The sequence below is a fragment of the Paludisphaera borealis genome, assembly GCF_001956985.1.
In the GTDB taxonomy this organism is placed as follows: Bacteria; Planctomycetota; Planctomycetia; order Isosphaerales; family Isosphaeraceae; genus Paludisphaera; species Paludisphaera borealis.
In genome coordinates this window covers 6,045,167-6,059,184 of sequence record NZ_CP019082.1, presented here as the reverse complement: position 1 = coordinate 6,059,184, position 14,018 = coordinate 6,045,167, and the positions used below count along the sequence as shown (strand labels likewise).

The window sequence follows — 14,018 nt, the reverse complement described above, 5'->3', positions numbered from 1 at the left end:
CGGTAACTGGAGCCTTTTCGGCTCCGGAGGAATTCAGTCGGCCGATCCTACAGGTTCGGAAAGCCGTTCGGCCGCTCCCGGCTCCGAAGCGGCGTTGTGGTCCGAATAGCGGGCCGCCTTGAGCCGGATCATCCGAGCCTGCCATTCTGGATTCCGGACCCCGGCTTCCCGCTTGTAATGCACCCAGAATCGCAGGGCGTCGCGAGGCGAGACGCCGGCGACGCCCTCGGTCGAAAACAAGAGCTGTCCCAGATCCTTCCACCGCCAGCGATCGGGCCAGTACCGGTGCTCTTGCAGCCGGTGGAGGTCGATCAGCGTCAAAGCGACGTCGCGCGGATCGCGCGCCAGCCGCTCCAGGTCGAGGAAGAAGTGGCAGAGATAGAGATCTTTGTGGAACATCCGGGCCTTGTGGATCGTGGCGCTGATGCGGGCCATCTCCTTGACGATCCGCCGCTTGAGGCTCTCGAAGGCCTCTCGGTCCATCGATTGCTCGATCACCGGGAGCGCCTCGTTCAGCTCCTTGCAACCGGTCAGCTCGGCGACGACCAGATAGCTCTGCAAGCCGGCCCAGGGGCCGATCCGCTCGCCAATGGCCACCACGTCGGGGACTGGCACGCCGAGCGACCGGGCGCGTTCGAGGTGAGCCCACTCGGCCGCCCCGGGAGAGTATCGCCCGTTCGGATGAACGAGGGCCGAGAACCGCGCGAGCCACGGCATCTGAAAATGTCGCTTGAGATAGACCGACAACGGCCGGCCTCCACTCTGATTCTGATCGGGCGGATGGAAGACCACCCGGGCCGTCGATCGGCCCTGCTTCGCGTGCAGGCGATCACGGCTTTCGAGAGTCATGACCATCGCGTCGAAATCGGCCGGCAGCGCGGACCGATACCGCTCGTCGATCCACGACCAGCGCACGCCTCGAACCAGGCGTTCCCAGAGCGAGCCGTGGTTCATGGACTGAAACCTTCCCAGGAAACCGGTTGTTGGAAGCGATAGATCCGAGCCCCGACGTTGCGTCCGCCGATCCGCACGGGGAAGTCCTGGATCGGCGTCGCCGCGAAGGCCAGCAAGGCGCCCAGCGTGCGCGATCGCGGGCTCTCGACCTCCAGCTCGTCATGCCCCACGACCACGTACGAAAGTCGCTGATCACTCAGAGCCTGCCGGACGTGCCAGTAGTCGTAACCTCCGGCGTTGTCGGATACGAACCGAGCCCAGCCTCGGGTGTCGAGAACTTCCTGTCCAGCCTGAGCGTTCTCCGCCAGCCAGCGCCCCGCCGCCCAGTGCCCCCAGCGACTCTGATGGCTCGTGCGAAGCTGATAGACGACCATCGCCCCGACGACGAAGGTCGAGGCCGTGATCAAGGCCAGCCGCTTCGTCCCCGGACGGATCGAAAGCTTGCCTCCCAATCTGTGCAGGCAGACGAACGTTCCCGCCGCCGCCCAGACAACCGACACGACGACCAATGGCAACAGGTGCCGGCTGGAGAGATACCCCAGGGCCGTGCCGTGACGAACCAGCACGGCGAGGTAAACCGCGACGAAGACTCCGATCACCAGCCGCTCGACCGTGCCCGAGTCTCGCTCGTCCCGATCCTTGAAGAGGCTCAGGATGAACCGTTGCCGCGTCAGGCCCCAGATCGCCATGACGGCGAAGCCCCAGCACAGCTCGTCCCACCACTGGCGGCCGATCCAGACGAGCGTCTTGACCGGCCCGCGCATCGTGGAGCGGTCGGATTCTTCCTTGGGCGAGAAGTCGAGCTTCGCGCCGTCGAGCCCCTCGGGAAGCAACTGGGGAGTCGTTCGATGCATGATCTTCTGAGAACCGATCGAGGCCCCATGCCGTAGGGCGAGCTTCTCGGAAACCTCGCCCTTCACCAGCGCGTACGACCCGACGCAGACCAGCGCTCCGACCCCCAGGGCCGGCAAGGCCGGCGTCGTGATCAGGCTTCGGATCGACCGACCGCGCGCGGCGTGGATCGCCCACGCCAGACCGATCGCCGCGGGCGCGAGGATCACCTCGGGCCGCGCCAGAAAGCCGACGCCTCCGACCAGGCCCGAGCCCAGCGCGGGGAGCCAGGCGGCTTCGCGGATCGCGCGGGCGCCCAGCCAGAGCGAAAGCGTCATGCAGCAAAGACCCAACGCGTTGCCCAGCGTGTCGCGGCCGACCTCGGCGGGGATCGGCAAGAGGACGTAAATCAGGACCGCGATCAGCCCAATGCGCTCGTCGAACAACGAGCGAGCGAGGCTGTAGAGCGGAAACAGCAAGATCAGCGAAGCGAGAGCCGAGACGCCTTGCGCGGCGATCCGCCAGGTCTCCGGACCCGATCCCAGCACGACCGACAACGGCGGTTCGACCGCCGCGATCAGCGCGGGATAAAGCGGGTGCTGATCCGATCCGCGAATCACGTCGCCCCAGGGCTTCGACTGGAAGTCTCGGGCCACGCGGAGGAATTTGAGGCCGTCCTGGGCCGGAACGAGGGTGCGGTAAATGGCGACGGCGTGCAGGATCGCGGAGAACCCGACGATGACGATGAACCAACGGCGCGACGCCATTCCGACCCTCCTTGATGTCGGGCTCCGCCCCAGGCGCGGGCGGTCCCAGCGCAGCTCGATCCTCGAACCGCAATCGGGAGTATAGGTGGAAGGGTCAGGCCGTCAATGGCAATGGGAGCAAGCGGTCCGACGCATGCAGCGCCTCGGCCCGGGATCGGGCGGCCGTCCAGAGGTCGCTCATCGTCTGCTCGAACGGGATCGTCGGCTGCCAGCTCGTCTCCGAAACAATGCGGTCGATGCGGGCACGCGAATCCTCCGGCTCTCGGGGGTTCGACAGGCGCGGGTCGATGCAGACCCGAACCGAGCGGCCGCTCAGACGGACCAAGGCGTCGAGCCCTTCATGGACCGTTCGCGAATGCCCCGTCCCCACATGATAGGCCCGCCCCCCCTGCCCTTGAATCGCCAGCGCGACCATGGCGCGAGCGGCGTCGCGGACGTCGATGAAGTCGCGACGCGCGTCGAGCCAACCGACGATCAGCGGCAGCGGGTCGGTCCCTGGGGCGAGAAGCTGGCTGGCGAATTGCCCGAACGCCTGGCTCTCCGGCAGTCCCGGACCGATCGGGTTGAAGACGCGCGCCACCATCACTTCGAGCGGCCCGACCTCGGCCAGCGCCGAGACCGTCGCCATCCACTTGCTGCGGCCGTAGGCGGTCATCGGTTGGCAAGGGTAATCCTCGCCGACCGGCAAGTCGACGGTCTTCACCGGGCCCAACTCGGCGGCCGAACCGGCGAGTACCACGCGCGCGGGCTTCCCCGAAATCCGAAGCGCCTTCAGAAGTCGGATCGTCGCCCAGAAATTCGCGTGGAAAAGCTCGTCGTCGGTCGCCGGCGGGGTCTTGCCCGCCGTATGAATCACGAAATCGGGCGCGATCTCACGGACCGCCGCGTCGAGACCGCTCGCGTCGCCGAGATCGGCCGAGACGAACGACGACGCGGAAACACCGGCGGGTCGGTTGCGTCCCAGAACTACGATCCGGTCGGACGAGCTTCCCGCTCGCTCCAGTTCGAGGCGCAGGACCTCGAGCGCATGCCGCCCCAAGAAACCCGAAGCCCCCGTGATCAGCCAGGTCGCCATGAATTCTCCCTCGCTCCTGGTTGCAATGACGGAACAATGCCGCGACGCCCCGCAAGCATCCGCCGGGCGGCCTCGAACACGCGATCCGGCGCCAGCCGCGTCATGCAGTCGTGATGTCCCAGAGGACAGACCGGACGCTGGCAGGGACCGCAAGGGACTGGGTGATAAATGTGAACGGCGTGCGGATGGTTGGTCCGGGTCCATTCGATCCGGGTCGGTCCGAAAAGCGACACGACCGGCGTTCCGAGGGCCGCCGCGAAATGCCTGGGGCCCGAGTCGGTCGTGACCAACAGCGACGCCCGGCGCACGAACGCTTTTGACAGCCCAAGGCTCAACGGTTGATCGGCCAGGCTGACGACTCTCGGGTGGCCGGCCAGCTCGGCGATCTTCCGGGACGCCTCGCGTTCCGACGGACCGCACAGGACCACGACGGAAACGCCCAGCTCTTCCGCCAGGCGGCGAGCGAGAATCCCGTACGACGCGTTCGGCCAGCTCTTGGCCGGCCCGAACGCGCCTCCGTTGTTGAGGCAGACGATTCCCTGTTCGGCCGAGACGCCGAGCGCCCGACACGCCTCGTCGGCGGCGGCCTCGTCGGCGGCCGTCGTCGCCAGCTCAAGCCGGACGCCGTCGCTCGGGCAGCCGATCAGGCGGAGCAACGCGAGGTAGTATTCGACGATGGGGCACGGGAGCAGCTTGCCGGCGGCGTCGCGCGGCGGCGGCAAGCGATCGGTGAGCAAGAGGCCCCGCGCATACCGGTCGTAACCGACTCGACGCTTGACGCCCGACAGCCAGGCGACCCAGGCCGAGCGGAACGAGTTGGGCAGCAAGACGGCCATGTCGCGACGTTCGGAGCGCAACCGCTTCACGACCGCGGTCGCTCGATGCTCTCGCAGTTTTCCATGAGGATGAAAGAAGACGGTCTCGTCGAACCACTCGGCGCCGTCGAGCACGGGGGCGACGTTCGGCCGAAGCACGGCCGTCAGCTTGGCCTGTGGATACCCGCGTCGCAGCGCGCGGAAGACGGGCGTCGCCATCACGGTGTCGCCGATCAAGCTGGGGCAGAAGACGACGATGTTCATGGAGTGACCGGGCCGTCGTGGCGGCGGATGCTCCCTGTCGTGATCGAGTACACGGGAAATCCTTTCCCTGACAGATGCGGTTCGGCGATCCTTGCCGAGGCTCTCGAATCCGACGAGTCGCGGCTTTCAGTCCTTCGAGCCGCCGTGAGATCCCGGGAGCAACGTCGCGAGCAGCGTCTCCAGCGGCTCGGCGCTTTCTAGTATCTCCAGCTCGATCCGAAGCGCACGCAGGCGCGCATCGCCGAGCGTCGAGGTCCGAAGCTTCACCAAATCCTTTTGGGTGGTCAAGACGAGATTCACCCCGAGACCGTCGGCCCACCGGCCGAGGCTGTCGACGTCGTCGGCCGTGTACGGATGGTGGTCCGGAAAACCGCGAAACCCGACGACTTCACCGCAAAGACCCTCAAGCGTCCGACGGAACCCCTCGGGATTGCCGATGCCGCAAAAGGCGGCGACGCGCGCGCCGGAGAGGCCGTCGAGGGCCGAGGGCTCGCCGTCGCCGTCGACCAGGTCGCGCGGACGGTGTCGCGCTTCGAGCAGCGGAACCGCGCCCGCCCGGCGACGAACCTCGGCGCGAATCTCCCGCCGGCGGTCGTCGGAGACCAGATCGGCGCGGGAGAGGATCACGGCGTGGCCGCGACGGATCGAGCTGACCGGCTCGCGCAGCAGGCCGCGCGGAAAGAGCCGGCCCAGACCGAAGGGATCGAGGGCGTCGAGCAAGACGAGGTCGAGGTCGCGAGCCAGCCGGCGGTGCTGAAACCCGTCGTCGAGGATGATCAGCTCGGTTTCGAGTTCCTCGACGGCGACGTGTGCAAGCTTGACGCGATCGGGGTCTTGCAGATGCGGAACGTCGGGCAGATTCTCCTCGAGGACGAGCCCTTCGTCGTTGATCGCGCCGTCCTGGCCGTAGCCGCGACTGATGATGCAGACGCGGACCCCGCGCTCGCGATACCAGCGGGCCAGCCACTCGACCATCGGCGTCTTGCCCGTGCCGCCGAGCGTGACGTTGCCCACGGAGATCACCGGGACGCTCGCGCGATAGATCGTCTTCAGGCCGCGGTCGAAGGCCGCGTTGCGAACGGCCACGGCCGCCCGATAGCCGACCGAGCCGAGCCCGAGCCCGAATCGGCCGAGACACGCGACAGGGCCTTTCGTCTCGCCTCGCACCAGCCTGAGAAACGCATCGGGATCGATCCTGATCACGCGGTCGACTTTCTCTTGAGAACGCCCCGCAGCGCCGCGGGCTTGTCCCGGAACCGTCGCGCGGGGGAGTGCTTTCCAGCGACGGTCGCCGGCGGGTATGCTGGGAGAAGGCTAACCGCGCCTGATGGAAAGCGTCAAGACGCCCCGCCGTTTCGTCGTCGCAAGGTCCGCATTGATGATCTACCCCCCCGAGCCGCCGCACCCCCTCGTCGACCACTGGATGAGGCGACACCCCAGCGCGGTCAGCTTCGTCCTACACATGTTCGGCATCCCCCCCACCATCCTGGGCGTCTTGCTGTTCGCGGTCTACGCGTTTCTCCTGTCGTTTCCCGTGTTCGTCCTGGCCCTCTCGCTGTTTCTGGGCGGCTACGCGCTCCAGTTCGCCGGCCACTATCTCGAAGGGACCGACCCGGGCGAGGTCATCTACTTCAAACGCCTGTTCGGCGTCCCCTACGTCGAGTTTCCCGCGGGAACAAGCTCCCCTGGCGAGGACCTGTGAAGCGTCGGCTTCGATCGAACCCGGAGAGTTCATCGGCTTCATCGCTCGACAATGCGGGAAAGGCTCGCCCCTCGGCGTCCCTTTAGTACGTGGCGGCCGGGAATACGGCTTCGCTTCGACGGCTCGGCGCGTCCAGTCGGTCGGGGCGAGGCGGGGATTCCGGTCGACTGATGAGCGGACCGACCTGCGATTCGCGGAGGGCTTCGAGCATGCCTTCGCTTTTGCACTAGGACCGATTCAGAATAATCCGTAAGATCCGCCTCATCGTTTCAAGTCGCAGATCACGAACATCCGATACAGTCCGATAGGCCGATCCATTACTCATCATGAGTAAGGTCGCTCGGCTCCTTTCGATGTTTGTTTGTTCACAACTTGTTTTCGGCACGAAGGGTCGGTCGACGCATCTCTTCTGGACGTCCTCGTGGGCGTCGAGAGGGTCGCGACCGGAGCGGCCCGAATGCGACCGCGGCAGTCGAGTCGTGGGCGGTAGACTCCGTGAGCCAAGCCAAGGATGGCGCGGCGTGTTCCCACGCCTTGAGTTACGCGTCACATGGCGATCTTAGTCAAGGACGGCTGGCCATGCGATTGACTTTACGCACGAACCGATGGACTCATGTGGCTGTATTGGCGGCCTGGGTGAGCTCGTCCGGTTGCCAGAGGCTTCCCTACATTGATCAATCCAAGTCGGTTCCTCACGACAATATGGGGAAGATGGCCCTGGAGGACAAGGAAGTCAAACAGGCCGACTTCTTGACGAACAGCTTGCCTCTCCAACTCCCGAAGGTCGCGAAGCCTCGCACGACCAACGATCCGGAAGCGGAAGAGATCTGGCCGATGACGTTGCAGGAGGCGATCCGGATCGGCCTCGACAACTCGGAAGTCGTCCGGGTGATCCCGTTCGGCGCCCAGGGTATTCCGATCGGCGGCTTCGAGCCGTCGCCGTTGAACAACGGGGCCGGCGGCGGCATCGCCGGAGCGCTCGGCGCCGGGACGCTGCAATCGGTCTACGACCCGGCGATCCAGGAAACCCAGATCGCCCAGGCGCTCAGCGTGTTCGACACGGCGTTCACGACCAATCTCGCGTGGGGCAAGAACACGCAGCCGTTCAACAACGCCATCCAGGGCGGTTCGCTCAGCTTCGCCGGACCGAAGACGCCGATCGTCTCGATTCAGGACACGGCCCAGTTCCAGACCGGTCTGTCGAAGCGGACGGCCACCGGCGCCCAGATCGGCATCGTCCACAACGTGAACTGGCTCTATCAGAACAGCACGTTCCTGGTGACGCCGTCGGTCTACACGACCAACCTCCAGATGACGCTCAATCAGCCCTTGATGGGTAGTGCGCCCATGCCGGGCCAGGCGGCCGGTCCTCCGGTCGGCCTCGAAGCCAACCGGGCTCCGATCGTCATCGCGCGGCTCAACGCCGACGCCGCGGTCTGGCGGTTCAAGGCTGAGATCATGTCTCAGGTGCGGTCGATCGAACAACAGTACTGGAGTCTCGCTCAGCAGCACGTCCAGCTCTGGAGTGCGGAGCGGGCCGTCGAGCTGGCCCGCGAGATCGTCAATCGCGAGCAAGCCGAGCTGGTCGTCGGCAAGGGGACGGTGGCCGACGTCGCCGAAGCCCAGCAGCGGCTGGAGCAGTTCAACCTCGACCTCGTGACCCGCACGTCGGACGTGATCACCACCGAGCGTCAGTTGCGGAACATCCTGGGGCTTCCCCCCTCGGACAACCGCCGGATCATCCCGGTCACGCCGCCGACCGAGGCGCGTCTCGAGCCCGACTGGGAGTCGAGCCTCGCCCAGATGGTCACCTTTCAGCCCGACATCGTCCAGCAGCAGTTGCTGGTCCGCGTCGCCGAGCTTCAGCTCCTGATCGCACGAAACCAACTGCTCCCCCAGTTGAACCTGAGCGTGCTCTACCAGCTCAACGGTCTGGGACAGCAGCTCGACTCGGCCGAGGCCATCATGACCGGGGCGACCCTCAAGGCGCTCGAACCGGTGGTCGCCGCCAAGCAACGTGCGGCCGGCGTGCAGGCCCAAGCCGGCGATTACAACAACTTCCGGACCTGGCAGGTCGGCTTCTCGTTCCAGATGCCGCTCGGCATGCGGGGACCGCTGGCCAACAGCCGCCAGGCTCAGTACATCCTCCTGCGGCAGCGGGCCTATCTTCAGCAGGTCGTCCACCAGACCATGCACTCGCTGGCCCGGTTCTTCCTGGAAGTCGACGCGAACTACAAGCAGTTCAAGACCGCCTCGCGACTCCGGGCCGCGGCGGCCGAACGCCTCGCCGCTCAGCGAGCCTACTACGAGGAAGGTCGAATCACGATCGACCGCTTCCTGGACGCCGTCAGCCAGTACGCCCAGGCGGTCGCGCAGGAGGCTCAGTTCAAGACGACCTACAACATCTCGATCGTGGCTCTTGAAGAAGCCAAGGGGACGTTGCTCGCCTACAACAACATCGCCGTCGCCGAAGGCCCGCACCCGCGGAAGGCCTACGTTCAGGCTCGCGACATTCAGAACGGTCACAAGCAGCTCCCGATCAAGCCCGACGGCCCGATGTATCCCGAACGCGAGACGGGACCGCTAACCCCCAACCCGGTCAATCCGGTGACGCCGCCGGGCACCGACCCGGGCAACACGGTGCCCCCGATGCCCGCTCCGATCGGACCGCTGGGACCGCCGCCGACGCCGCTGCCTCCCTTCCGTCCGGCCGGCGAGCCCCCGATCCTCTCGCAGACGCCGGGCCAGGCGGCCCCGACCGTCGCCGACAAGCCCCGGATCGACGCCGCGACGATGCCGACGAGTGGAGCCGCCGCGCCGGTCAACAACCAGCCGCCCGTGGGCGGAGCGCTCCCGACGTCGCCCCCCTCGGCGGCGCCGGAAGCCGTGTCACCCTCTCCGGCTCCGGCCCCAGCGGCCGTCCCGACCTCGTTCGCTCAACCGCCTTCGACGGCGGCCGAACCGGCCCACGCGGTCGACGAGCTGCCGACCCTGCCCGAGGCCATCGATCTGCCTCCACTGCCGCCCGGCTGACCCGCCGAGGCGATCACGACTCTCACTACCGGCCGATGCGTCCAAACGACGCATCGGCCTTCTTTTTTCGAAGGCTGCAAGAACAGTGTTGACCAGTTGTCAAACATATCGGCAAAATGATCCGGCGCTCCTGGTCCGAATTCCATCGCGACTCGCCGGGAAATCGCCACGCGACTTCGTCTTCCGGGCGATCCCGATCCGCTGGATTCACAAATCGAGGAATCCGTCATGACTTGTCCATCGCAGGCTCATCGTGGAAACTCCGGCGATCGACGGACGTTCCTGAAGACGGCCGTGGCCGCCGGTTCGGCCGGCGCGCTCGCCGCGGCCGAGTCGGTCACGCCCGCCTTCGCCCAGGCGGCCCAGGCGGAGCAATCCACCGTTCCCACGGCGACGCTCGGCAAGACGGGACGCAAGGTCAGCATCCTCGGGATGGGCACAAGCTGGAAGCTCTCGCCGAGCTTCGTCCAGGCCGCCCTGTTCTCGGGCGTCCGCTACATCGACACGTCCGAGAGCTACGAGAACACCGTGTCGGAGAAGGTCCTCGGCGACGTCCTCGACCGGACCAAGATGCGCAAGGACGTCTACCTCGTCACCAAGAACGCCGCCTACCGCAAGGGGATGGGGGCAAGCGCCCTGCAGACCCTCGAAAGCCGGCTCGACGCCAGCCTGGAGCGGCTGAAGACCGATTACGTCGACAGCTACTACCTGCACGGGGTCGCCGGCGATCAGATCGCGATCTTGCGCGATCCGGACGTCAAGAAGGCGTTCGAGGAGCTGAAGCGGAAGGGGAAGATCCTCTTCTGCGGCCTGAGCTGCCACGACGCCCGCCTGCCCGAGATCCTCGACGCGGCGGCCGAGGCCGGCTGGATGGATCAGGTGATGTTCAAGTACAACTTCCGCGACGTCGGCGGCAAGGATCGCCACGACGACCTCCAGCGCGCGATCGACAAGGCGGCGAAGGCCAACCTCGGGCTGGTCGCCATGAAGACCCAGGGGGGCTCGGTCAACTTCCCCGACAAGATGGCCAAGCTCCAGGAGAAAGGCTTCAAGAAGGAAGTCGCCGCAATCAAGACGGTCTGGATGGACGACCGGATCCAGGTCGCCGTCAGCGAGATGACGAACCGGAGCGATCTCCGCGAAAACGTCGCCGCGACCCGCGACCAGAAGCTCTCCGCGCGTGACGTCCAACTGCTCGAAGAGTACCGCCAGACGACGGCCCACCTCTACTGCCACGGCTGCGGCCACCTCTGCGAGACGGCCGCCAAGGGCGTGCCGGTGGCCACCGTGCTGCGTTATCTTCGCTATTACGAGGTCTACGGCAAGCGGCAGGAAGCCCGGGCGCTCTACCAGGCGCTTCCTCCCGTCGCCCGCAATCTCGCCGCCGCGGACCTCACGGCCGCCGCCCTGGCCTGCCCCCACGGGTTGCCGGTCGCCGACCTGATCCAGCGCGCCGACCGCCGCCTCAGGGTCTGATCCGGTCCGTCCGGATCGACCTCTCGAACGCCACAGGAATCGGACGGGCCGCCTCCCCCGGTTGCCGGTTCCTCCGCATGAGCCCGAGGCGCGACGAACAGCATCGGAACGGTCGTCATGCCCGTGATCAGGTTCTTTGCCATTTCCTGCGTGTCGATCGTCGTCGCCCTCGGGGCCTTGGGCTGTGGGGGCGATTCCGAGAACATCCCTGATTCTCCGGCCTCGGCGCGGGGCGGCGGCAAGATCGGCGCGGTGCTGCCGACGTTCAGCCATCCCTTTTTTCTGGCTCAGAAGAAAGGGATGGAAGACAAAGCCAAGGAGTTGGGCCTGGAGATCGACGTCCGCGACGGCCAGGACGACGACGCCAAGCAGATCGGTCAGGTTGAAACCCTGATCAACCTCGGCTGCCGCGCCCTTATCCTTTGCCCTCGCGACGAAGACGCCCTCGTGCCGGCGGTCGAGGCGGCCAACCGCGCGAAGATCCCGATCATCGCCCTCAACCGGCGGATCAACGGCGGCGAGGTCCTCAGCTACGTCGGGGCCGACGACGCCGAAGGGGGCGTCCTTCAGGGCGAGGAGCTGGTCAAGCTGCTCGGCCCCAAGGGAGGCAAGATCCTCTATCTTGAAGGCACCGAAGGATCGAGCCCCCAGCGCAAGCGGAGTGAAGGGCTGCTCGCGGTCCTTCAAAAACATCCCGAGATCACGATCGCCGACCGCCGGTTCGCGGGATTTCAGGAAGACAAGGCCAAGAGCGTCATGACCGACCTGGTGCGCCGGTTCCGCCCGGGGGACGTCCAGGCCGTCGTGGCCCAGTCCGACGAGATGGCCTTGCCGGCCGCGGAAGTCGCCCAGGCCGAGGGCTGGAAGGACGTCGTCGTCCTCGGCTTCGACGGCTGCAAGTCGGCCTTCGACGCCGTCCGGAACGGCAGACTCCAATCGACGGTGCTACAAGACCCGGCGGAACAAGGCGCCAAGGCCGTCGAGACCCTGGCGAACTTCCTCAAGGGCCAGAAGGTTCCCGCGGAGAACATCACGCCGCTGCGGTTGATCACCAAGAGCGACGTCGACAAGCACCAGCCCGCGTACTGAATGTTCGTCAACCGGCGGGCCATTCGCCCGAGAAGACCTCGGTAGCCGGGCCGGTCATGAACACCGACTCAGACGGCTCCGGCCATTCGAGCTGGAGGTCGCCACCGGGCAGGTGGGCGAGAATCCGCCGCGAGGTCCGCCCGGTCAGTACGCCGGCGACGCACACGGCGCAGGCTCCCGTGCCGCAGGCGAGCGTGATCCCCGAGCCCCGTTCCCAGGTGCGCATCCGGACCTCTTCAGGGCCGAAGACGTCGACGACGTGGAGGTTCACTCGACGCGGAAACATCGGGTGGTTCTCGATAAGCGGTCCGAGACGCTCAAGGGGGAACGCCGCGCTGTCTTCCACGAAAATGATCGCGTGCGGATTGCCCATGGAGACGGCGGTGACGGCGAAGGTCTGGCCGTCGACCTGGAGCGGAGCGTCGATCGGCGGATCGCCGGGCAAGAGCGTCGGGATCTCGGCGGCTCGCAGAATCGGGGTGCCCATGTCGACCCGGACGAGTTTCGCCTCGCCCTGATCGATCTTCAGATCGAGCGAGAGGACGCCGCGCCCGGTCTCGACGGTCACGCGCTCCTTACGAGCGATCCCATGATCATGGAGATACTTGGCGACGCAACGGACGCCGTTGCCGCACATCTCCCCTTCCGAGCCGTCCGCGTTGAACATCCGCATCCGGGCGTCGGCCTGTCGGCTGGGCATGATCAGGATCAGGCCGTCGGAGCCGACTCCAAAATGCCGGTCGCTGATCGTCCGGGCCAGCAACGAAGGGTCGGAAGGTTCCGGCTGATGAAACGTCTCGATGTAGACGTAATCGTTGCCGAGACCGTGCATCTTGGTGAATTTCATGGCTCGTCGGTCGCCGCGCGAGTAGAGAAGAAGGCCGTAGCGGAGTGAGAACGCGCCGGACTCAAGGAATGTCGAGATCCGTTGGCCGACTGGGCGGTCGACACGTTAACATGGTAGTCCAAACCAAGCCCTGGTGTAAACGTCCGGCGAAGCAGCGCGACCGCCGACTTTCCCGGCGGCTCGAATTCGAGTGCGGGCGGCAAGCCCCATGATTGGGAACGCGAGGATTTGATGCTCGGTACGTCGACGACTCCCTACGACCTGAGATTCCGCCTGCTGGGCATTCCCGTCCGCGTTCATCCCATGTTCTGGCTCGTCTCGGCGATCCTCGGCTGGCAAGACCAGCATTTCGAGCGGGTCGTGCTCTGGGTAGGCTGCGTGTTCCTCTCCATTCTGGTGCACGAGTTCGGCCACGGCCTGACGTCCAAGCACTTTCGCGACGCCCCCTGGATTCTCCTCTACAGCATGGGGGGGCTCTGCTACTCCGAGCGACAGGGAACCAAGGGGCAACGACTCGCCGTGATCCTGGCGGGCCCGGGCGCGGGTTTCCTCCTCTTCCTGGTCACCCTGGTCGTCTGGACGATTTTGCTCGGGATTTCGCCGCGCGAACATTTAGCCCTCATCCTCTTCCTCATCGTCGGCGTCAAACCCGATCCCGTGGCCCTCTTGAACGCCTTTGGGAAGTTCGGTCTGGGCGAGACCGGCATGATGTTCTGGGCCTATTACTTCCTCATCCGCATCAACTTGCTGTGGACGTTCGTCAACTTGTTGCCGATCTGGCCGCTCGACGGCGGCCAGGCGAGCCAGATCATCTCCTCCGTCGTCGACCCGAGAAACGGCGTCCGGCGCAATCACATCCTCTCGTTGGTGACCGCCGGAATCCTGGCCGTGATCGCGGGGGTTCGGACCTCGGACCTGTTCCTGACCTTCTTCTTTGGGATGTTCGCCTACCTGAATTTCCAGGTCCTCCAGTCGATGCACGACGCCCGGTCGCTGGGCGTCGGCGACGACGACTGGTGGCGGCGTTGACCGAGACCGAGGTACTTAGTCGACGAGGTGTCTCAATCCGCCATCTATTTCGTATGGTGTTCCACGGAATCAGACCAGGCGTCAAGACGGCAGGTCGGGGGGTCCCCTCTTTCTTTTGCCGGCCTCATGCCTGAAA

Annotated in this window: 11 protein-coding genes; 5 read left to right on the top strand and 6 right to left on the bottom strand. The window is 65.9% G+C overall.

What is annotated here, in order from left to right:
* Positions 1-33: 33 nt before the first annotated feature.
* The 5 genes from BSF38_RS23455 to lpxK all read right to left on the bottom strand — a co-directional run bounded on the left by BSF38_RS23455 (position 34) and on the right by lpxK (position 5,909).
* Positions 34-954: a lipopolysaccharide kinase InaA family protein gene (locus BSF38_RS23455; protein ID WP_076349535.1), complete on the bottom strand. Its 921-nt coding sequence runs from the start codon at positions 952-954 to the stop codon at positions 34-36.
* The gene (locus BSF38_RS23450) at positions 951-2,552 is read right to left on the bottom strand and encodes an ArnT family glycosyltransferase (RefSeq protein WP_076349534.1); all 1,602 of its coding nucleotides are present in this window, start codon (positions 2,550-2,552) and stop codon (positions 951-953) included. Before BSF38_RS23450 ends, BSF38_RS23455 begins: the two co-directional genes overlap by 4 nt.
* Before the next feature lie 94 nt (positions 2,553-2,646).
* The gene (locus BSF38_RS23445) at positions 2,647-3,627 is read right to left on the bottom strand and encodes an NAD-dependent epimerase/dehydratase family protein (protein WP_076349533.1); all 981 of its coding nucleotides are present in this window, start codon (positions 3,625-3,627) and stop codon (positions 2,647-2,649) included.
* Positions 3,612-4,706 carry a lipopolysaccharide heptosyltransferase II gene (waaF, locus tag BSF38_RS23440; RefSeq protein WP_076349532.1) on the bottom strand — a complete coding sequence of 365 codons (1,095 nt, stop codon included), beginning with the start codon at positions 4,704-4,706 and terminating at the stop codon, positions 3,612-3,614. The genes BSF38_RS23445 and waaF overlap by 16 nt, the downstream gene beginning before the upstream one ends.
* Before the next feature lie 126 nt (positions 4,707-4,832).
* On the bottom strand, positions 4,833-5,909 hold the full coding sequence (gene lpxK, locus BSF38_RS23435) for a tetraacyldisaccharide 4'-kinase (RefSeq protein ID WP_083713322.1): 1,077 nt from the start codon (positions 5,907-5,909) through the stop codon (positions 4,833-4,835).
* A gap of 175 nt (positions 5,910-6,084) precedes the next feature.
* On the opposite strand from lpxK, the gene BSF38_RS23430 reads away from it, so the two are divergent.
* The 4 genes from BSF38_RS23430 to BSF38_RS23415 all read left to right on the top strand — a co-directional run bounded on the left by BSF38_RS23430 (position 6,085) and on the right by BSF38_RS23415 (position 12,006).
* Positions 6,085-6,408: an Mpo1-like protein gene (locus BSF38_RS23430; RefSeq protein ID WP_076351356.1), complete on the top strand. Its 324-nt coding sequence runs from the start codon at positions 6,085-6,087 to the stop codon at positions 6,406-6,408.
* 579 nt (positions 6,409-6,987) lie between these two features.
* Positions 6,988-9,441: a TolC family protein gene (locus BSF38_RS23425; protein ID WP_083713319.1), complete on the top strand. Its 2,454-nt coding sequence runs from the start codon at positions 6,988-6,990 to the stop codon at positions 9,439-9,441.
* A 228-nt stretch (positions 9,442-9,669) separates the two neighbouring features.
* Positions 9,670-10,917 (top strand): aldo/keto reductase, encoded by a 1,248-nt coding sequence (locus tag BSF38_RS23420; RefSeq protein WP_076349530.1) that lies wholly within the window; start codon positions 9,670-9,672, stop codon positions 10,915-10,917.
* 117 nt (positions 10,918-11,034) lie between these two features.
* Positions 11,035-12,006: a sugar ABC transporter substrate-binding protein gene (locus BSF38_RS23415; RefSeq protein ID WP_076349529.1), complete on the top strand. Its 972-nt coding sequence runs from the start codon at positions 11,035-11,037 to the stop codon at positions 12,004-12,006.
* Positions 12,007-12,013: 7 nt separating this feature from the next.
* Here the strand turns inward: BSF38_RS23415 and dapF are convergent, their stop codons facing one another.
* The gene (dapF, locus tag BSF38_RS23410) at positions 12,014-12,853 is read right to left on the bottom strand and encodes a diaminopimelate epimerase (RefSeq protein ID WP_076349528.1); all 840 of its coding nucleotides are present in this window, start codon (positions 12,851-12,853) and stop codon (positions 12,014-12,016) included.
* 231 nt (positions 12,854-13,084) lie between these two features.
* On the opposite strand from dapF, the gene BSF38_RS31485 reads away from it, so the two are divergent.
* On the top strand, positions 13,085-13,882 hold the full coding sequence (locus BSF38_RS31485; RefSeq protein WP_076349527.1) for a metalloprotease: 798 nt from the start codon (positions 13,085-13,087) through the stop codon (positions 13,880-13,882).
* Positions 13,883-14,018: the final 136 nt, after the last annotated feature.

Excerpts from the sequence above, each read along its gene's own strand:
- BSF38_RS23455 (WP_076349535.1), bottom strand. The coding sequence starts at position 954 with ATGAACCACGGCTCGCTCTGGGAACGCCTGGTTCGAGGCGTGCGCTGG.
- BSF38_RS23450 (WP_076349534.1), bottom strand. The coding sequence starts at position 2,552 with ATGGCGTCGCGCCGTTGGTTCATCGTCATCGTCGGGTTCTCCGCGATC.
- BSF38_RS23445 (WP_076349533.1), bottom strand. The coding sequence starts at position 3,627 with ATGGCGACCTGGCTGATCACGGGGGCTTCGGGTTTCTTGGGGCGGCAT.
- waaF (WP_076349532.1), bottom strand. The coding sequence starts at position 4,706 with ATGAACATCGTCGTCTTCTGCCCCAGCTTGATCGGCGACACCGTGATG.
- BSF38_RS23430 (WP_076351356.1), top strand. The coding sequence starts at position 6,085 with ATGATCTACCCCCCCGAGCCGCCGCACCCCCTCGTCGACCACTGGATG.
- BSF38_RS23425 (WP_083713319.1), top strand. The coding sequence starts at position 6,988 with ATGCGATTGACTTTACGCACGAACCGATGGACTCATGTGGCTGTATTG.
- BSF38_RS23420 (WP_076349530.1), top strand. The coding sequence starts at position 9,670 with ATGACTTGTCCATCGCAGGCTCATCGTGGAAACTCCGGCGATCGACGG.
- BSF38_RS23415 (WP_076349529.1), top strand. The coding sequence starts at position 11,035 with ATGCCCGTGATCAGGTTCTTTGCCATTTCCTGCGTGTCGATCGTCGTC.
- dapF (WP_076349528.1), bottom strand. The coding sequence starts at position 12,853 with ATGAAATTCACCAAGATGCACGGTCTCGGCAACGATTACGTCTACATC.
- BSF38_RS31485 (WP_076349527.1), top strand. The coding sequence starts at position 13,085 with ATGCTCGGTACGTCGACGACTCCCTACGACCTGAGATTCCGCCTGCTG.